The sequence below is a fragment of the Acidovorax sp. CCYZU-2555 genome (genome assembly GCF_018413525.1).
Lineage (GTDB): Bacteria > Pseudomonadota > Gammaproteobacteria > Burkholderiales > Burkholderiaceae_C > Comamonas.
Window position 1 is genome coordinate 1 of the sequence record NZ_JAHCDD010000004.1, and the last position, 18,441, is coordinate 18,441.

An 18,441-nucleotide genomic window follows, 5' to 3' on the forward strand; every position below is an offset into this window, starting at 1 on the left:
TGCAGCCATTCGTCTATCGCCGCACTGGCCTGCCCAAAGCCCAGGGACGCGGCTTGCAGTTCGTCAAAAAAATTCATATTCATATGCGAAAAGGTAGTAACAGGTGCTTTCTATATAAATAATACTGTGATTTTTTGAAATTGATACGAATAAATTTCTCAGATGACGACCGCTCACCACCCATCACCCCTGGCCTTCCCCATGACCAAAAGGTCCATGCTGACGCTCGGCGCCACCCTGCTGACGCTGGCATTGACCGCCTGCTCGGAGAAGCCTTCCACGCCTGCCGCGACCGCAGCGCCGGCCGCGGCTTCGAACGAACCCGTGCGCGGCGGCCAGCTGGTGGTGGCGATCCGGGCCGAGCCCGCGCAGCTCAACCCGCTGGTCGACCAGGGCTCGGGCGCGCACTCGGTGCGCCCGGCGCTCGACTCGCTGGTCTGGGACAACGGCGACGGCACCTATGAGCCCTGGCTGGCAGCGCGCTGGGAAATCTCCGACGACGCTTCGTCCTATGTGTTCCATCTGCGCAAGGACGTGAAATTCCACGACGGCACGCCGCTGAACGCCGCGGCCGTCAAGGCCAACTTCGACTACGTGCTCGACCCGGCCAACAAGTCGACCGGCTCCACCGCCAAGCTCAAGCCCGTGGCCACCGTGGTCGACGAGTACACGCTCTCGGTCAAGCTGGGCACGCCCGAATCGAGCTTTCTGACGCTGATCGCCGCGCCCTACTTCGGCATCCTGTCCAAGGACCAGTTGGAAAAGGACCCCAAGTCGCTGGCCACCAAGCTCATAGGCACGGGCCCGTTCAAGTTCGACAACTGGGTCAAGGGCCAGAGCCTGACCTATGTGCGCAACGACGACTACCACTGGGCGCCGGCCAAGTTCCACCAGGGCACGGCCTACCTCGACAGCGTCAAGTACGTGTTCCTGGCCGAAGACCAGACGCGCTACAACGCGCTGGCCACCAAGGAAGCGCATGTCGTCGACTACATTCCGCCCGAGTACGCCAAGCAGACCAAGGCCAATGCCGATTACCAGACCCAGGAGTTCCTGCTGCCCGGCGTGGGCTACAGCCTGCACCTGAACACGCGCAAGGCGCCGTTCGACCAGCTCGAAGTGCGCCAGGCGCTGCTGCACGGCCTCAACCGCGCGGAGATCGTCGCCAGCGCCACGTTCGGCGCCTATCCGGTGCAGGAATACCTGGCCAGCACCACGCCCGACTTCGCCAAGGACCTGAAGAACAAGATCGCCTACGAGCCCGAGCGCGCCGCCGGCCTGCTCGACAAGGCCGGCTGGACCGAGCGCGATGCCGAAGGCTTTCGCGTCAAGGGCGGCCAGCGCCTGAGCTCCTTCATTCCCTACGCCGACAACGACCAGCTCGCCCAGCGCACGCTGGAGCAGGTGCAGATCGACGCACGCAAGCTGGGCTTCGAGATCAAGCTGCAGCCGGTGACGGACCTGGCCGAGCGGCTGTACAACGGCAACTACGGCCTGCTGGGCTCGTTCCAGTCGGAAGCCACGGGCATGCAGCTGTGGCGCCTGTACGGCAGCGACAACATCAGCGACGGCGGCACCGTGGGTTCGAACGCTTCGTACCTGCGCATTCCCGAACTCGATGCGGTGCTGGCCAAGGCGCGCGCATCGGGCCAGGCCGCGGACCGCGCCAAGTTCTATGCCGAAGCGCAAGAAATCCTGCCCAACTATGCGCCTTCGGTGCCGCTGTACTCTCGCGCCCGCCTGGTCGCCATCCAGAAGAACGTGCACGGCGTGGCCTGGGACAATGCCTGGCCCCAGCCCTACCTGTTCGACACCTGGATTGGCAAGTAATTGGCGCGCGCAACGCTCTCCATGGACGCGCGCGTTCTTCGCATCGCACGGCGCGTGGCGCTCAGCGCCCTCACCGTGCTGGGCGCCATCACCGCCGCGTTCTTCGCGCTGCGGCTGGTGCCCATAGATCCGGCCTTCGTGATCGCGGGCGCGGGCAGCGACGCGGTGGCGATCACGCCCGAAGTGCTGCAGGCCATTCGCACGGAGTACCACCTCGACCAGCCCTTGCCGCTGCAGTACCTGCTGTACCTGTCGCGCCTGGTGCAGGGCGATCTGGGCATGTCCTATATCCAGGAGCAGCCCGTGCTGCAGCTGATTGCCGAACAGGCGCGGCCCACGCTGGCCCTGGCCGCGCTGGCCAGCACGCTGGCCGTGCTGCTGTCGCTGGCCGCGGGCCTGCTCACCGCGGGCCGCAGGCGCGCCGGCGCGCTGGCCGGCATGGTCGAGCTGGTGCTGGCCTCGACGCCCGTGTTCTGGATTGGCTTTCTGCTGATGCTGCTGTTCTCGGTCTGGTGGCAGGTCTTTCCGCTGCTCGACAAGGGCGATCTGCGCAGCCTCATCCTGCCCGCCTTGACGCTCGCCCTGCCCATGGCCGCGCCGCTGGCCCAGGTGCTGCGCCGGTCATTGGAAGACGTGCTCGAGCAGCCGTTCATCATGACCGCCCGGGCCCGTGGCCTGTCGGTGCTGGCCGTGAAGCTGCGCCACGCGCTGCGCCATGCGCTCGTGCCCTATCTCACCATGCTGGGCTTTTCGTTCGGCGCGCTGCTGGGCGGCGCGGCGATCACCGAAACCCTGTTCGGCCGCCCGGGTCTGGGCCGGCTGCTGGTCAACGCCGTGACGCGCCAGGACATGCCGCTGGTGCTGGGCCTGGTCACCGTGAGCACGCTGGCCTTTGTCATCGTCAACCTGCTGATTGACTTCGCCTACCTCCTTGTCGACCACCGGCTCAAGTCGGTCCTGCCTCCCGCATGAACTCCTCCCTTTCCCTGAGCGCCGAGGCGCTCGCCCAAGCGCCTGCGCCGCGAAAATGGCGCCGACCGCGCGCGGCGTCGGTGCTTGCCGCGCTGAGCCTGGTCATCTTCGCCCTGCTCTTCATCGCCGCGCTGTGGCCGTCCCTGCTCGCTCCCGGCGACCCGCTGGCCGCCGACCGTTCGCAGATCCTGCAGGCGCCGTCGTGGCAGCACCCGCTGGGCACGGACCAGATCGGGCGCGATGTCTACACGCGCATCGTGCACGGCGCGCGCCCCTCGATCTTTCTGGGCATAGGTGCCGTGGCCATCTCGCTGGTGGTCGGCACCGTGCTGGGACTGCTGGCCGGGCTGACGAAACGCATCGTGCCCACGCTGGTGATGCGCGTCACTGACATAGGCGCGGCCTTTCCCGAACTGCTGCTCGCGGTGTTCATCGTCTCGCTGTTCGGCAGCGGCGTGTTCAACGCCACCATCGCCATCGGCATCGCGGGCATTCCTTACTACACGCGCATCGTGCGCGCCGAGACGCTGCGCGTGCGCGGCTCGGTCTATGTCGAGGCCGCGCGTTCGCTGGGCCTTGAAGGCCTGCCGCTGATACTGCGCCATATCGTGCCGAACGCGCTGCGCCCGCTGGTGGTGATCGCCACCATAGGCCTGGGCAGCGCGACGCTGGCCGGCGCGGCGCTGAGCTTTCTGGGCCTGGGCAATCCGCCGCCTTCGCCCGAATGGGGTGCGATGCTGACCAATGCACGCAACTTCCTGCTCATGGGCTGGTGGGCCGCGGTGTTCCCCGGCTTTGCAATCACCTTGTTCGTGATGAGCACCAGCATTTTGGGCCGCTGGCTGCAGCAGCGCTCGGAGGGCCGCCTATGAGCGCGCCGCTGATACGCGTGCGCGACCTGCAGGTCGCGTTCGACGATGGCGTCACGCGCCACTGCGCGGTCTCGGGCGTGAGCTTCGATCTGGAGCCGGGCCAGTGCGTGGCGCTGGTGGGCGAATCGGGCTCGGGCAAGAGCGTGACCGCGCGCAGCCTGCTGGGCCTGAATGCGCCCACGGCCCAGATCACGGCCCAGGCCTTGCAGCTCGAAGGCCGCGACCTGCTGCGCCTGGGCGAGCGCCAGTGGCGCGCGATACGCGGCCGCTCCATAGGCTATATCCTGCAGGACGCGCTGGTCTCGCTGGACCCGCTGCGCACCATAGGCCAGGAACTGGAAGAAGCGATACGCGCCACGGGCTCGGCCCACCGCGGCGCCGCCTTGCGCGCCCATGGCGTCGATCTGCTGGGCCAGGCGCAGATGCCCGAGGCCGCATCGCGCTACGACGACTACCCCGCCCAGCTGTCGGGCGGTCTGCGCCAGCGCGCCTTGATCGCCACGGCCATCGCCGGCCACCCGCCGGTGCTGATCGCCGACGAGCCCACGACCGCGCTCGATGTGTCGGTGCAAAAGGAGATTCTGGCGCTGTTCGCCAGCCTCAAGCGCCGCGGCATCGCGCTGATACTGATCAGCCACGACCTGGGCGTGGTGTCGCGCCTGGCCGACCAGGTGCTGGTGCTGCAACGCGGCCAGGTCGTTGAAAGCGGCAGCACGGCCCAGGTGCTGGGCCGTCCGGCCCATGCCTATACGCGCAGCCTGCTCGATGCGATTCCGCACTTCGACCGCGGCAGCGCGCCGGCTGCGGCCGTCGCACAGCAAGATGCGCCCGTGATCCTGCGCGCCATAGGCCTGTCCAAGCGCTTTGCGGCGCAGTCGGCCAGCGGCACCGACCGTGATGCGCTCAAGCAGGTGAGCATAGAGCTGCAGCGCGGCCGCACGCTGGGCCTGGTCGGTGAATCGGGTTCGGGCAAGACCACGCTGGCGCGCATCATCGCCGGGCTTGAGACCGCCACGCAAGGCCGCGTGGACGCCAGCGCACTGCCGCCCGCGCCCGCGCCCAGCCGCGCCCGGCCCATACAGTTCGTGCACCAGGATCCGCTGAGCGCTTTCGACCCGCGCTACACCGTGGGCAAGACCCTGGGCGAAGCGCTGTGGATGCGCTTTGGCCGCGAAGACGCGCAGCGCCAGCGCCAGCGCATCGACGACTGGCTGCGGCGCGTGGGGCTGGACCCGGCGCTGGCCGCGCGCCGGCCCCTGTCGCTGTCCGGCGGCCAGCGCCAGCGCGTGGCCATTGCGCGCGCGCTCGCGGTGCAGCCGCAGATCGTGGTGCTCGATGAACCGGTGTCGGCGCTCGATGTCTCGGTGCAAAAGCAGATTCTGGCGCTGATCGCCTCGCTGCAGCGCGAAACCGGCGTGGCATTCCTGTTCATCTCGCACGACCTGGGCGTGATCCAGCAGGTGAGCCACCAAGTGGCCGTGCTCAGGCATGGCGAGCTGCGCGAATACGGCCCGGCAGATGCGGTGCTCACCCAGCCGCAGGACGCCTATACCCGCCAGTTGATCGACGCCGTGCCCACGCTGAGCGCGCAGGCTACGGCGTAGTCGGCAGCGTGCGCGTGGAGCCGCGCACTATCAGTTCGGGCTGCGGCAGCGTCTCGGGCGCTCCCTCATCGCGGGTCATGAGCAAGGCCGCAGCTCGCCCTATGGCGGCGGCGCTCTGGCCCACCGTGGTCAGCCCGGGCGACAGCAGTTCGGAAAACATGGCGTTGTCATAACCCACGACCGACATGTCGCCCGGCACGCCGATGCCGCGCTGCGCCAGGCCTTTCATCACGCCCAGCGCGAGCATGTCGTTGGCACAGAACACCGCCGTCGGCGCGCAATCGAGCACCAGCAACTGCGCCACGCTGGCCAGCCCTTCTTCGACTGTCATGGACTGCATGTTGATTTCGCGCACCTGCGTTTGCGCGACGCTTGCACAGGCCGCGCGAAAGCCGCTGGAGCGGCTGGCGCACCAGGACAGCTGCAGCGAGCCGTTGACGATGGCCACGTTGCGGTGCCCTCTTTCGAGCAGATGGCGCGCCGCGATGGCCGCGCCCGCCGCATGGTCCAGGCTCATCGACGGAAACTCGCCCTGCGGGTCGTCGCGGTCCAGCAGCACCACCTTGATGCCCCGGTCCTGCAGCCGCCGCAGTGTGGGCAGGTTGGCGTGCGTGGGCGCGATCAGGATGCCGCGCACCCCTTGCGAAGCGAACGACTCGAGAATCTGGCGCTCGGTCGCCGCGTCTTCGTTGGAGCTGCCTATGATCAGCGGAATCAGCCCCGGCGCGGTCACGGCCTCCACGCCCTTGATCACCGCGCCCCAGAACGGGTTGGCCACGTCGAGCACGACCATGCCGATTGCATGCCCTATGCCCGACTTCAGGGCGCGCGCCGAACTGTTCACGCTATAGCCCGAGGCCATCATGATGCGCTCGATCTTGGCGCGCGTCTTCGCGGCCACGAGGTGCGGGCGATTGAGGGCATTGGACACCGTGGCCTGCGACACGCCGACCAGCCGCGCGATGTCCTTGGATGTCAGAGGCTTGAGCCCGCCGGGCTCGGGTGCGTCGATCAAAAGGCAGGTTCTCCGTGGTTGAACGTCCAAGTCTAATCGCGCCATGCCGTCCCGCACCGGCGGGCCGCTTGCGCTGCGAAAAACATAGCATCCAATGCAAAGCACTGCGCGGCGCGCTCAGAAGACTTTCGCATGAGCAAACATGGTTTCATTCGTTGACCGGGGCCGGGGGCGATTCAAGAATCAGGGGGCTGCGGCCTTGCCGCCTTGAACGTCCAACGCCACTCAAAGGTCCCATGAGCAACCACTCCTCATCCATAGACACCCGCTTCGGCAACCTCCAGATCCGTCGCGTTGCCGGCAACATCGGCGGCGAAGTGCAGAACATCCAGTTGTCGGCGCAGTTGCCGCAGACCACCATCGACGATCTGAACGCCGCGCTGGTCGCGCACAAGGTGTTGTTCTTCCGCGGCCAGTCGCACCTGGACGACGCCGAGCACCAGGCCTTCGGCGCGCGCTTCGGCCGCACCGTGGCCCACCCCACGGTGCCCGCGCCCAACGGCACCAAGCTGTTCGAACTCGACGCCTCCAAGGGCGGCGGGCGCGCGGACTCCTGGCACACCGACGTGACCTTTGTCGACGCGTTTCCCAAGATTTCCATTCTGCGCGGCGTGACCATTCCGGCCTATGGCGGCGACACCGTCTGGGCCAATACCGCGCTGGCCTACGAGCGCCTGCCGCAGCAAATCAAGAACCTGGCCGACCAGCTGTGGGCCGTGCACAGCAACGACTACGACTACGGCGCCGACCGCGTGGACATTGCGGCCGACCGCCTGAGCCACCACCGCGAAGTCTTTGTCTCGGCGGTGTTCGAAGCCGAGCATCCCGTGGTGCATGTGCACCCGGTCTCGGGCGAGCGCTCGCTGCTGCTGGGGCATTTCGTCAAGAAGCTGATCGGCCTGTCGACCACCGAGTCCACGCGCCTTTTCGAGCTGCTGCAAAACCGCGTCACGCGCCTGGAGAACACCGTGCGCTGGAACTGGCAGCAGGACGACGTGGTCATCTGGGACAACCGCGCCACCCAGCACTTCGCCGTCAACGACTACGGCGACCAGGCCCGCCTGGTGCGCCGTGTGACCGTGCACGGCGAAGTCGCGGTGGCCGTCGATGGCCAGCGCAGCCGCACGCGCCGCCGCCCCGACGCGACCAATGACGCGCAGATCGACCAGATCATTTCCAGCACGGCCTGATGCCTGCGCCCGGCCAGTCGGCATGCCGCCGCTGGCTGCATGTTCGAGATAATTTCTGCAGGTAAGCCACGCGTGAATCAGCCAGCATTTCCACAACAGTCAGACGTATACGCTTGCGCTTTCAAGACGGATGAAACCAACCCCTTTGTCGCGCGCGCCATCGCCCTCAAGCCGCTGCTGGCCAAGGACGCGGTGGAACGCGACAAGGCCGGCGGCACACCCGCAGACCAGCTCCAACTGCTCAAGGACCACGACCTGCTGACGCTGCTGGTTCCTGAAGAGCACGGCGGCAAGGGCCAGAACTGGGCCACGGTGCTGCGCGTGGTGCGCGAAATCGCCCAGGCCGATGCCTCCCTGGCCCATCTGCTGGGCTATCACACCGGCGCGCAAAGCACGGCGCGCATCCGCGGTTCGGCCGAGCAGGCCGCGGCGCTCTACCAGGCTTCGGTCCAAGGCAACTGGTTCTGGGCCAACAACGACAATGCGCGCGCCGGCAGCCTGACGGCCGTACAGCACGGCGACCACTGGATACTCAACGGCAGCAAGCCCTTCACCTCGGGCAGCCACCTCGCGGACTACCTGAGCCTGACCTGGACCGACCCGGCGACGCAGCAGACCGTGATCGCCACCATCCCGGCCACGCGCCAAGGCTGGCGCCCGCTGCACGACTGGGACGCGTTCGGCCAGCGGCAGACCGGCAGCGGCACCTGCGTCTACGAGAACGTGCGCGTGGAAGCCAGCGAAGTGCTGCAGCCCGGGGGCGATCCCAGGCAGCCGTTTCGCACCGTCACGCCCTTCATCCAGCAAAGCGTTCTGCTCAATGTCTTTCTGGGCAGCGCCCAAGGCGCGCTGCTGGCCGCGCGCGACTACACGCTGCACGAAAGCCGGCCCAGCACGCATTCGGGCGTGGCCCGGCATATCGACGATCCCTGGGTCAAACGCGTCTACGGCGACCTCTACACCAAGACGCTGGCCGCCACGGCGATGGCCGATGTGGCCTTGCTCGCCATGGACCGCGCCTGGGAGCGCGGCCCGGCCCTCACGCGCGCCGAGCGCGACGCCGCGGCGATTCCCCTGGCCGCCGCGAATGCCTTTGTCGGCAATGTCGCGCTCGAAGTCACCAGCCGCATCCTCGAAGTGATGGGCGCGCGCGCCACCGCCAGCCACTACGGCTTCGATCGCTACTGGCGCAATGTGCGCACCCACACCTTGCACAACCCCGAGGAATACAAGACGCGCAATGTGGGCCACTGGTTTCTGACGGGCGATGCACCGGAGCCCAGCGGGATTCATTGACATCCTCCCTGTCCTAAAGGACGGGGATTCCTACTGCTAGACGGCAATGTCCTGCCGCGAGAATGTTCTTGGCTGCATTTGTGTCCCGGTCGTGTACCGCCCCGCACTCGTTGCACGTCCATTCTCTTATTCCGAGTCCTGCTCTCAATCCAGCGCGATCAGCGATAGCGACACCGCGGTCTCGGCCGTGTAGCGGCCATATGGCACAAACGCTGCTCGCAGCGCTCCATGCCTGGAATCGTCTGAGCGCCGTCGTCGATCAGTGGCGCCGCACGCGAGCGCTGACGGGCGCATGTTCGCGGCAAGGCATGCCCGTCGCGATGAATGACGCCGTCTTTTCCGGCCGGTGAAGACGTTATTTTTCCGGGTTTTCTTTCACCCACTTGCCCACAGCCTCCTTCAAGGCCTGGCGGTACGCAGTCGGACGCGATGGATCATTCATCTGCTCACGATAGAAACCGACGTCCTTGGGGCTCTTCACGAGGGCCCTGAGAACGGCTTCTTTGATCAACGCCAATGCCGCCCGATTCATACAGCAGCCTTCCTCAAATCAAGAGCAGCCATGCGCAATGGAGCCCTGGCCACGCGATAGTTTCGCTCTGTCCACGGTCGCGAAGCCTTGGCTTGGAGACGGTGCTCTGGGCCCATCATCACGATGGATGCAGTTTCGCTCATGAACGCATTGATGCAAACGAAGGCTATCGGTTTCTCGGACCGATTTGTCTTTTTTTGCAATTGGCTGGCTCAGCCGTATCCGCCTTGTGACTGGCCGTCTCAAAGCGCTGACTTGCCAGGTACGCCACATAGACGATGCAAATCTGGGAGCTTTGCGCCGGCGAATGCGTTGACCACCGAAGAAGCCACGCCCAACCGCATGCGCCGTATCGCAGGCGAGTGGGTGCAGACCCAGACCATGTTCTTTGATAAAGACCGTCAAAAAGGGCGGCCTGCGACCCACTGCCCGCAAGCGAGCAGGCTTCAAGGGTGATTTGACACAGCAAAATGGAGCCAGCGTCTCAGACATGACGCATCCGCTGCATCTGCGCCCGAAGTGGGCACCTTTACAATGGCGCTCAGCTCGCGTGACGTCAAGGCGCAAAGAATCATGGATATCCGGCATCTCAAGTACTTCGTGAAGGTCGTCGAACTCAAGACCATCACGGCGGCGGCCGAGGCCTTGTTCATCGCCCAGCCCTCGCTGAGCCAGCACATGGCCAACCTCGAGGCCGAGCTGGGCGTGAAGTTGCTCGAACGCAGCGTCCACGGCACACGCGCGACGAACACCGGCGAGTTGCTGTACCGCCATGCCAAGATGATCCTGCGCCAATTCGACGATGCCCAATCGGCGATACGCAGCGAAAGCGAGGCCCCATCGGGCCGGGTCGCCATAGGCCTGCCCACCAGCACCTCGCGCATCGTCGCAGCGCCCCTGCTGGAGCGCATTCGAGAGCGCTATCCACTGATTGAACTCGAATTGATCGAAGCCTCGAGCGGCGATCTCGTGGCCCAGGTTGCCTCGGATCGGCTGGCACTCGCCGTGACCATGAATGCGCGCGCCGATTCGCGCCTGCGCATAGAGCCCGTTCTGGAAGAAGAGCTGTTCGTTGTTGTGGCGGCCACAGATCAGACAGCGGACGTCTTGAGTGTCGATGCGCTGGCAGCGTTGCCCCTGTTGTTGCCCACCCATCCCAACTCCGTGCGGGTGGCGATGGAGCGGCTGTTCAATGAGCGTCATCTGCGCTTCCAGTTGGTGGCGGAGACCAGCGCCGTTGAAATCCTGATCCTTGCGGTCGAGCGCGGCCTGGGCGCGACGATACTGCCCACGTCGGCCTTTGCGCTCGCACAGCAGCACGGCCGCGTGCGGGGCGTGCCCCTTGTGGACCGGCCGCTACTGCGCGAACTGTCGCTGAGCCTGTCGGTCTCCGCCGCGCGCAGCCCCGCAGTGCAATGCGTGCGCGAGACCTTGCTGCGCGTGATCCAGGACGAAATCGCCCAGGGCCGGTGGCTGGGCGTGCGCCTGCTCAGCGACGCAGAACAGCGGCCAGAAAGGCCGGCAAAGCCAGGTGTGCCCAGGCCTCGATCAGCGGCAGGTCGTGCTGCGCGTAATGCCTCTCGGCGTGCAGAAGATTGACGGTACCCAGCACCTGCGCACCCCAGCGCACCGGCATGTTGACGATGCTTTCACAGCCCATGGCCAGCAATTTCTCGTGGTCGGGGAAGTTCTCGACAATGTCCTGACGCGTATGGCCCAGGAACGGTTCGCCGCTGGCCAGCACCTGGCGCATGCGCGGCGCCTGGCCCAAGGTCTTGCGCCCACCTATCGGGTATTGGTCGGGCCGGCTGCTATAGGCCCGCTGCGACTCGCCCTGGTCGTGAAAATAGACCAGCACCGTCATCAGCCGGTGTCCGGGCGCGCGCGCCAGGCCCTGCTCCACCGCCTGGAACAATGCCAGCGCGGGATCGCTGCTGCGCAGCGCCGCGGCGAGCAGCGGCAGGGCCTGGGCGCCGGCGCTCTGTACCCTGTCATGAGTGGAGTCCATCACCACCTCAGTCCGGCTTGATGCCCGATTGCTCGACCACCTTCTTCCAGCGCGTGATCTCGCTGCGGATCAATGCGGTGAACTCCGCGGGCGTGCTGGCGATGGCCGGCCCGCCTTGCGACTCTAGCGTGGCGCGCATCTTGTCGCTGCGCAGCACGGCGCGGAAGTCCTGGCTCAGGCGCTCGAGCACGGCGGGCGGCGTGCCGGCAGGCGCGAACAGCCCGTACCAACCCAGCACTTCAAAGCCCGGGTAACCCTGCTCGGCCACGGTAGGCACATCGGGCAGCAGCGGCGAGCGCTTGAGACTGGTGATGCCCAGCGCCTTGAGGCGCCCGCCCTTGATCTGCGGCAGCGACGACAGCACCACATCGAGCATCAGATCGGTATGCCCGCCCGAGACGTCGTTGAGCGCCGGCCCCGAACCCTTGTACGGAATATGGTTCATGGTGATGCCCGCGGCCGTCATCAGCTGCTCGGTGGCGAGGTGGTTGGAGCTGCCCGAGCCGCTGGAGCCGTAGGTCAGTGAACCCGGCTTCTCCTTCGCCAGCTTGACCAGATCGGCCACGTTCCTGACGCCCGCCAGCCGCGCGTTGGTCGGACTGGCGACGATCAGATTGGGAATGGCGGTGATCTCGGTGATCGCCGCGAAGTCCTTGAGCGGGTCATAAGGCAGCTTGGGGTACAGCCCCACGGCCGTGGCATGCGAACTGATCGTGCCCAGCAGCAGCGTATAGCCGTCGGCCGGCGCCTTGGCGACGAAGTCCGCGCCTATGGTGCTGCCCGCGCCGGGCTTGTTCTCCACGACGAAGGGCTGGCCGGTGCGTACCGTCATCTCCTGCGCGATCTGGCGCGCGACGAGATCGGTCGAGCCGCCCGCGGAGAACGGCACGATGAGCTTGACGGTTTTTGCCGGATACGGGACTTGCGCCTGCACGACCGATGCCAGGCCAGCAAGGGCGAGCGCAAGCGCTGAAACAAAGAAACGCTTGTTCATGATGGTTTACTCGACGCGGATGTTGTTCTTGCGAATGAAGTCGCTCCAGTACGCGAGATCGGCACTGGCCCGCTGGCGGATTTCCGCGTCGCCGCCCTGCAGCGCGGGCAGCGAAAGCTCGGCCAGGCGCGTCTTGACCGCGGGGTCGGTCATGACCTGCTGCAAGGCCTTGTTGAAGATGGCGACGATCTTAGTGTCCATTCCCGCGGGGCCGACGATCGCATACCAGCCCGGCATCGCCGGCACGTTCAGCCCGGCTTCCTTGATCGTGGGCACCTGGGGCCACTGCGGCACACGCGTCTCGCCCAAAACGGCCAGCGCGTTCACTTTGCCGGCCTGGACCTGGGGCAGTGCCGGGCCGACCACACTCACCATGGCGTCGACTTCGCCCGACAGCACGGCCGTCAGCGCCGCCGCCGAGCCGCGGTAAGGCACATGCATGAGCTTCACGCCGGCGATCGAAGCAATCAGCTCCATGGCAATGTGCGTGGAGTTGCCGATGCCGGCACTGCCGAACGTCAGCGTGCCGCCATTCTTGCGCGCCTGTTCGATGAACTGCGCCAGGGTCTTGATGCCGCTCTTGTTGCTGGTGACCAGCGCGAACGGCGTATCGGCCACGGGCGCGATGTAGGTGAAGTCCTTGGCGGGGTTGTACGGCAGGTCCTTGTAGAGCGCCGGGTTGAACGCCATCTGCGACACGCCTGCCAGCCCGAGGGTGTAGCCGTCGGGCGCCGCCTTGGCCACGCCGCTGAGCGCCACCAGGCCATTGGCGGCGGGATTGTTTTCCACCACAACGGGATGGCCCAGACCGCGCGCCAGACGGTCGCTGAGCAGGCGCGCCAGCACATCGGAGCCCGAGCCCGGGCCTTGCGGCACGACGAGCTTGACGGCGCGGGTGGGCCAGGCGTCCTGGGCCATGGCCTGCGAGAAGGGAGCGAGGCCTGCGCCAGCCAGCGCAAGGGTGGCCAGCAGACCACGGCGAGAAAGTGTCAACATGGGAATACCTTTGAAGCGTAGCAATCGTTGTACGGTGTCGGGCCGTGGTTCAAGCCAGGGCCTTGCGCAGCGGAAACTCGAACCAGCTCGTCTGCGGGCCGCGCAGAATGTTCAGCATTGGCGGGCGGCCGTGCGGCACCTGCGGCGCGTGACCGGCATCGCTGCCCGTCATGGAGATGCGTATGCGGCTGCCCGGTGCGAAAGTCCACGAAACCGGGAGCAACGCAAAAGTCATGCCGGCCGGCTCGCCCGGGGTCAGCAGGCGGGCCGAGGCGCGGTCATAGGCATTGACCGGCCAGCTGGCCACATAGTCTGGCGAGTGCTTCAGGCCTTCGCGGTGCAGGGCACGCAGCGCGCCTTCCGTGACATAGCGGCACTGGCCGTCTGCCAGCACTTCCGTCACATAGGCGTAGACCGCGGCGTCCGTCTCCGACGAGGTGAACTGCAGATTCGCCACCACGTGGCCGGTCAGCTCGGCGGCCGCGTCCAGCGGTGCGCTGTCGTAGTGCAGCATGGCCGCCTGGCGCTGGGTCCAATCCGGGTAATAGCTTTCAACGGCCATCGCGCCCAGACGTTCGAGCCGCGTCTGGCTGCCCGAAGAAACCGTGAAGTCGACCTGGTAGGCGTCACTGCCGGCGCTTTCCTCTGCCTGTTTCAGCAGCCGACCGTTCGCCGCGAGATAGAAACGCTGGGTCTGCTCCACGGGCGGCCAGCTCGGCGCCGCCTGCCATTTCTCGTCGTGGATGGTGAAATAGTGCACCGGCGCCTCGTTCTGCAAGCCAGTGTCGACGCCGCGCAGGTGGTGGTCGAAAAAGCGCAGCACTTCGGCGAGCAGCGGAAAATCGGAGCCGGTACGTTCGCGCCAGGGCGACACATTGCTGCGCGCGCCATGGTCCCAGGGACCGAGCAGCAGGCGGTGCTGGTGCTTGGGCAGCGTGAGGAAGCGCGTGATCGCCGAGTTGCTGTAGCCCGCGCCGTCGTACCAGCCCGAGATGGAATACACGGCCACGCTTTCCGGGATGTCGCGCGCATAGTAGCCGGGGCTGCAGATGTCGAGCGTGAGCTCTGGGTCGTGCAGCGCCGCATCGTGCTGGAACGGCACTTCGCGCGCCAGGTCGTTGAGCCGGCAGTTGCTGCGGTGCTGGTGCAGCGCCTGGGCCAGCAGTGCGCCGCCGGCGTCGTCATCGACCGGTTGCGGGCCCGCGAACTTGGGGTTGCCGTAGTAGGCGAACTTGGCGAGCGCGGGGCGATCGTCCTGGTCCAGCGCCACCATCAGCTCGTCGTAGCGCCCGGTCCAGATCGTCGACAGCATGCCGCCCACGTAGAGCTGATCGGTATAGATGTCCGTCACGGCGAACAGCGGCGCGATCGCCTTGACCGCGGGATGCCGGGTGCTGGCCAGAAACACGGCGGCCGCGCCAAGATAGGAAATACCTGTGGCACCGATGCTGCCGTTGCTCCAGTCCTGCTGAACAATCCACTCGGCAATCTCGTAATAGTCGTCGCGCTCCTTGGGCGAGCGCAGCGCGTCGCGCGTGCCGAAGCTCGCGCCTGTGCCGCGCACGTCGACCACGACCACCGCATAGCCGTGCGGCACGAAGAAGTCGCGGTAGCGGCCGCAGTTGGGGCTGTCTTCCTCGGCCGCGTCGGTGGTCACAAAGCGGCGGTAGTACGGCGTGAAGATCGCGATCGCCGGCACGCGTGCGGGCGCGGCGCCATTGCGCGGCACGGGCAGGTACACATCGACGGCAATGCGGCAACCGTCGCGCATGGTGACGTAGACCGAGAAAGGCCGCGCGGGAAGATCATAGGCCGGCGTACTCTTTGCGAGGTATTCCGTCGGGCTGACGGCCCAGGCGCCAGGCGTATTGTCGAGATCGGACATGTTGGGTGCGGTCTTCCGTGTAGGTTTGATGACAGCACCGATTCTTGGTTTTTACCTTCCGCTGGAAAAATACGAAATATGCATCACTCCATAGGTTGATCCTATGTAAGGGGGTGCAGGTATGGCAGACTTTGTGCGCAGGGCGATCCGAAGGGCTTGCGGGGCTTGCAGCAGGCTGCTGCGCTGCCGTCGCCTGCTGCCAACGCGGTGGGCAGCGCACGATCAAAAGCTGATCCCGGTTAAGAGCAGTCCGCTCTCCGCCGACCAAGGGGCAAGAGCCTCTGACCGGCACCTGACAATGAACAGCGATCGCTGGAGCGTGGTCAGCTTCACGCCCGTTTGCTGGGCCTGCCTTGGCAATGCATCGGAAATGCCGGCATCATCTCCGTCGGTGCGGCTTGCGCATGGACGTGCTTCGTCATGCCTGCCCGGCACGCCGTGCGGACGCGCGCGACAGCGCGGCCCAGTCCAGATGCCCCTCGCCATGTGCGAGGCTTTCGATGTGGGCATCGCGCAGCGCACTGACCAGCGACAGCGGCACGTGGGCCTGCTCGGCCGCTTCCAGCGCCAGGCGCACGTCCTTGAGACCGAGCGCCAGCTTGAAACCGGCCGGCTCGAAGCATTCGTCGGCAATGGCCTGGCCGTAGCCCTTGTAAACGGGCGCGGCAAACACGGTGGACGTGACCAGTTCGAGGAAGCCGGCCTTGTCCATGCCATGCCCCTGTACCAGCGCGGCGGCTTCGCCCATCGTACCGATGGCGCTGGCGATCATGAAGTTCACTGCCAGCTTGGCGGCATTGGCCTGCTCGGGACGTTCGCCCAGGTGCCAGGTCTTCTGGCCGAGCACGTCCAGCAGCGGCTGCACGACAGCCAGTGCCTTGGGATCGCCTGCGGCCAGAATGTTGAGCTGTCCCGCTTCGGCCACATTCACCCGGCCCAGCACCGGCGCGGCGACGTAACCCACGCCCCGCGCCTCGTGCAGCAGCGTCAGTTCGGCCGCCAAGGCCACCGACACCGTGGCCATGTTGACGTGGATCGCACCCGGCTTGAGTACGTGCAATGCCTGGGAATCCAGCACCGCGGCGCGTGTGGCGGCATCGTCGGCGAGCATTGAGATCAGCACGTCCACATCGGCGGCGGCCTCGTTGGGCGTCGCCGCCACCTGAGCGCCCAGCGCCGACAGCCGTGCAGCCGGTGCGGGCGAGCGGTTCCAGCCGCACACCGCGTGGCCGGCCTTGAGCAGATTGGCGGCCATCGGCAGGCCCATTGTGCCGAGGCCAAGAAAAGCGATCTTCATGAGTTTTTTCCTTGATTTAAACGGAATCAATCGTTTCCTAAATTGGCAAAAAAATATCAGGCCAGCGTCTTGAGTGCGGTCTCCACCACGGCCTGCATCTGCTCGCGGCTGCGCCCGGTCTTGCCGACCACGCGCATGCCTTGCGTCAGGCACAACAGCATCCGCGCCGTGGCTTCGGCATCGACATGCGCCATGATCGAGCCATCTGCCTGCCCCTGACGGATCAAGTCGGCCAGCATGGCCTCGTTGCAGGCCAGTGCGTCGGCGACGTGATCGGCCACGAGTTTGGCGAACGTCGAAAGTTCCACCGCACTGGCAACGACCAGACAGCCTTGCCGTCCTATCGCACCGTGGGCCGATTCGGCATAGAAGGCCAGCGCTGCATGCAGGCGCTCCAGGCCCGTGTTGCCGTCGTCGATGGCACGGCGTAGCTTCTGTGTCCGTTGTGCACGGTAACGATCGAACGCTGCCAGAAAAAGCGATTGCTTGTCCTTGAACGCCTTGTAGATGCTGCCCTGGGCCAGTCGCATGGCACGGGTCAGATCGGTGATCGACGCGCCGACATAGCCGCGCTCGCTGAACACGCGCACCGCTTGGTCGAGCGCCTTGTCGGCGTCGAACTCACGAGGGCGGCCCCGGCTGCGCGGAAGCGATGAGGAAGATTGGGTAACCATGTTGGTTATTATATGGAATCGCTCGTTTCCTAATATAGCAGTTGTTCAGGGGTTTGGGCGAGGGGAAAACGCTGCGCAAGAGGGATGCAGCTCTGAAACGCCCGGCACCGCGGCTGCAATCTGCTGTCCTACTCGCTGCGTGATAACCGGCCGCAGCGGCACCACGCTGAATCCCTTGCCATCATCCAGCGTCACTTAGAGCCCGCCGGCAACGGCCGAACGAGCGCAAGTCGACGGACCTGTGCTGCATCTGGGCTAGGCAAGACGGTTGGGCATCGCTGGCTTGATCATCGACTGCCATTTGCGTGAGTTGTTGGCCTGGCCCCTGTAGCGCACAAGCCGGACCATCATGACCGCCAGCCCGCTGAAGCAGGCCCTCATCGCCCGATTCGGAACGCTTGAGAACTGTGCCCGAGCCGCTCCTGCTGCGGTCGGACGATGGCCTGGTGTTCACCTGCCGCCATTACAAGGCCTTGGTCAGGATCTACGGATTGCGCCAAGAGTTCATCACCCCAGCACTGCTCGCAGCAAAACGGCATGGCTGAACCCGTGATCCGAGCGCTGAAGGAGCAATGCATGCATTGACACAACTTCGAGAGTCTGCAGAACGCCAGCCGGGTCGTCGGTGACTGGATTGGCTTTTACGGCCACCCGCGCCCACGCCAGACGCTCACTCTCTCAGCGCGCGGAGCCCTCTCCTTTTCAGTCACTCTTTCAAAACCCACGAATTAAATGGAACGCACCACAATGAGAGATATGATGCGTCAATAAATGAAAATTAAATAGAATGAAGCAGAAAGAGGCGGGGAAAGTGGCTGCCCGGGCCAAGGGCAAAGCGGACTCATTAGCTGCTGGTAGAGGATAACCGGCGTCGCTGTCAGCCGATGCCCAGCTCAGGCACAGCTTAATCCAGGGAGTACAAGTGCTTATACGACAGTAAGCGCAAGCATACAACAACACTTGCGCCATCGCCGTGCGCATCCAGGCGCTAGGCAGTGCGAACAATGCGCTCGAGGGGAGGTTTTGTGGGAAAGACACAGCCAGCCACATGGCTACCAAACGCTGCTTATCGTGAGTTATATCGCGGCCCTACCCGCGTGGACGGTTTCGAGCCCCGACACCGCGGTAGGCAAACCGTCGGCCAGCCGCGCCGTCCATTGACTGGCTGCTGACGCGTAAATTCAGTTTGGGCGCCTCCGCCAGCCAGGCAATGGCTTTTAGTGAAGCCACATGCAACTCGATCCTGCGGGCGCGGGGATCAAGTAACGGATGCACA

General features: G+C 65.6%; 16 protein-coding genes. 7 read left to right on the plus strand and 9 right to left on the minus strand.

Annotated features, from left to right (window positions below; genetic code table 11):
- Positions 1-201: 201 nt before the first annotated feature.
- Genes KHY18_RS02025 through KHY18_RS02040 form a run of 4 tightly spaced genes read left to right on the plus strand, consistent with a single transcriptional unit; the run spans position 202 to position 5,278 of the window.
- Positions 202-1,830 carry an ABC transporter substrate-binding protein gene (locus KHY18_RS02025; RefSeq protein WP_213293750.1) on the plus strand — a complete coding sequence of 543 codons (1,629 nt, stop codon included), beginning with the start codon at positions 202-204 and terminating at the stop codon, positions 1,828-1,830.
- Between the two features lie 21 nt (positions 1,831-1,851).
- Complete coding sequence (locus tag KHY18_RS02030; protein WP_213293753.1) at positions 1,852-2,802, plus strand: ABC transporter permease; 951 nt, start codon at positions 1,852-1,854, stop codon at positions 2,800-2,802.
- Positions 2,799-3,674: an ABC transporter permease gene (locus KHY18_RS02035; protein WP_213293756.1), complete on the plus strand. Its 876-nt coding sequence runs from the start codon at positions 2,799-2,801 to the stop codon at positions 3,672-3,674. The genes KHY18_RS02030 and KHY18_RS02035 overlap by 4 nt, the downstream gene beginning before the upstream one ends.
- A complete protein-coding gene (locus KHY18_RS02040) occupies positions 3,671-5,278 on the plus strand; it encodes a dipeptide ABC transporter ATP-binding protein (protein WP_213293758.1) in 1,608 nt (535 codons plus the stop codon). Before KHY18_RS02035 ends, KHY18_RS02040 begins: the two co-directional genes overlap by 4 nt.
- Here the strand turns inward: KHY18_RS02040 and KHY18_RS02045 are convergent.
- On the minus strand, positions 5,268-6,293 hold the full coding sequence (locus tag KHY18_RS02045; RefSeq protein WP_213293760.1) for a LacI family DNA-binding transcriptional regulator: 1,026 nt from the start codon (positions 6,291-6,293) through the stop codon (positions 5,268-5,270). The two genes, KHY18_RS02040 and KHY18_RS02045, sit on opposite strands and share 11 nt — an antisense overlap.
- A gap of 236 nt (positions 6,294-6,529) precedes the next feature.
- Between KHY18_RS02045 and KHY18_RS02050 the strand changes: the two genes are divergently transcribed.
- Both KHY18_RS02050 and KHY18_RS02055 read left to right on the plus strand, forming a co-directional pair.
- Complete coding sequence (locus KHY18_RS02050) at positions 6,530-7,483, plus strand: TauD/TfdA dioxygenase family protein (protein WP_213293762.1); 954 nt, start codon at positions 6,530-6,532, stop codon at positions 7,481-7,483.
- 72 nt (positions 7,484-7,555) lie between these two features.
- Positions 7,556-8,779 (plus strand): acyl-CoA dehydrogenase family protein, encoded by a 1,224-nt coding sequence (locus KHY18_RS02055; RefSeq protein ID WP_213293764.1) that lies wholly within the window; start codon positions 7,556-7,558, stop codon positions 8,777-8,779.
- Positions 8,780-8,792: 13 nt separating this feature from the next.
- Here the strand turns inward: KHY18_RS02055 and KHY18_RS02060 are convergent, their stop codons facing one another.
- Entirely contained in the window at positions 8,793-8,927 is a 135-nt protein-coding gene (locus KHY18_RS02060; RefSeq protein ID WP_502768098.1) for a zinc ribbon domain-containing protein, read from the minus strand.
- A gap of 207 nt (positions 8,928-9,134) precedes the next feature.
- A complete protein-coding gene (locus KHY18_RS02065; protein ID WP_213293766.1) occupies positions 9,135-9,311 on the minus strand; it encodes a hypothetical protein in 177 nt (58 codons plus the stop codon).
- 573 nt (positions 9,312-9,884) lie between these two features.
- Between KHY18_RS02065 and KHY18_RS02070 the strand changes: the two genes are divergently transcribed.
- Positions 9,885-10,910, plus strand: coding sequence for a LysR family transcriptional regulator (locus KHY18_RS02070; protein WP_213293768.1), 1,026 nt, complete (start codon positions 9,885-9,887; stop codon positions 10,908-10,910).
- Here the strand turns inward: KHY18_RS02070 and KHY18_RS02075 are convergent.
- The 6 genes from KHY18_RS02075 to KHY18_RS02100 form a co-directional block, all read right to left on the minus strand.
- Positions 10,801-11,319 (minus strand): GAF domain-containing protein, encoded by a 519-nt coding sequence (locus KHY18_RS02075; protein WP_213293771.1) that lies wholly within the window; start codon positions 11,317-11,319, stop codon positions 10,801-10,803. The genes KHY18_RS02070 and KHY18_RS02075 overlap by 110 nt on opposite strands.
- Before the next feature lie 7 nt (positions 11,320-11,326).
- Entirely contained in the window at positions 11,327-12,313 is a 987-nt protein-coding gene (locus tag KHY18_RS02080) for a Bug family tripartite tricarboxylate transporter substrate binding protein (protein ID WP_213293774.1), read from the minus strand.
- Between the two features lie 6 nt (positions 12,314-12,319).
- A complete protein-coding gene (locus KHY18_RS02085) occupies positions 12,320-13,309 on the minus strand; it encodes a Bug family tripartite tricarboxylate transporter substrate binding protein (protein ID WP_213293777.1) in 990 nt (329 codons plus the stop codon).
- Positions 13,310-13,358: 49 nt separating this feature from the next.
- The gene (locus KHY18_RS02090) at positions 13,359-15,194 is read right to left on the minus strand and encodes a CocE/NonD family hydrolase (RefSeq protein WP_213293780.1); all 1,836 of its coding nucleotides are present in this window, start codon (positions 15,192-15,194) and stop codon (positions 13,359-13,361) included.
- A gap of 418 nt (positions 15,195-15,612) precedes the next feature.
- On the minus strand, positions 15,613-16,491 hold the full coding sequence (locus KHY18_RS02095; RefSeq protein ID WP_213293783.1) for an NAD(P)-dependent oxidoreductase: 879 nt from the start codon (positions 16,489-16,491) through the stop codon (positions 15,613-15,615).
- A gap of 56 nt (positions 16,492-16,547) precedes the next feature.
- On the minus strand, positions 16,548-17,165 hold the full coding sequence (locus tag KHY18_RS02100) for a TetR/AcrR family transcriptional regulator (protein ID WP_213293785.1): 618 nt from the start codon (positions 17,163-17,165) through the stop codon (positions 16,548-16,550).
- Positions 17,166-18,441 lie beyond the last annotated feature (1,276 nt).

Coding starts and splice junctions, on each gene's coding strand:
- KHY18_RS02025 (WP_213293750.1), top strand. CDS start 202: ATGACCAAAAGGTCCATGCTGACGCTCGGCGCCACCCTGCTGACGCTG.
- KHY18_RS02030 (WP_213293753.1), top strand. CDS start 1,852: ATGGACGCGCGCGTTCTTCGCATCGCACGGCGCGTGGCGCTCAGCGCC.
- KHY18_RS02035 (WP_213293756.1), top strand. CDS start 2,799: ATGAACTCCTCCCTTTCCCTGAGCGCCGAGGCGCTCGCCCAAGCGCCT.
- KHY18_RS02040 (WP_213293758.1), top strand. CDS start 3,671: ATGAGCGCGCCGCTGATACGCGTGCGCGACCTGCAGGTCGCGTTCGAC.
- KHY18_RS02050 (WP_213293762.1), top strand. CDS start 6,530: ATGAGCAACCACTCCTCATCCATAGACACCCGCTTCGGCAACCTCCAG.
- KHY18_RS02065 (WP_213293766.1), bottom strand. CDS start 9,311: ATGAATCGGGCGGCATTGGCGTTGATCAAAGAAGCCGTTCTCAGGGCC.
- KHY18_RS02070 (WP_213293768.1), top strand. CDS start 9,885: ATGGATATCCGGCATCTCAAGTACTTCGTGAAGGTCGTCGAACTCAAG.
- KHY18_RS02075 (WP_213293771.1), bottom strand. CDS start 11,319: ATGGACTCCACTCATGACAGGGTACAGAGCGCCGGCGCCCAGGCCCTG.
- KHY18_RS02080 (WP_213293774.1), bottom strand. CDS start 12,313: ATGAACAAGCGTTTCTTTGTTTCAGCGCTTGCGCTCGCCCTTGCTGGC.
- KHY18_RS02085 (WP_213293777.1), bottom strand. CDS start 13,309: ATGTTGACACTTTCTCGCCGTGGTCTGCTGGCCACCCTTGCGCTGGCT.
- KHY18_RS02090 (WP_213293780.1), bottom strand. CDS start 15,194: ATGTCCGATCTCGACAATACGCCTGGCGCCTGGGCCGTCAGCCCGACG.
- KHY18_RS02095 (WP_213293783.1), bottom strand. CDS start 16,491: ATGAAGATCGCTTTTCTTGGCCTCGGCACAATGGGCCTGCCGATGGCC.
- KHY18_RS02100 (WP_213293785.1), bottom strand. CDS start 17,165: ATGGTTACCCAATCTTCCTCATCGCTTCCGCGCAGCCGGGGCCGCCCT.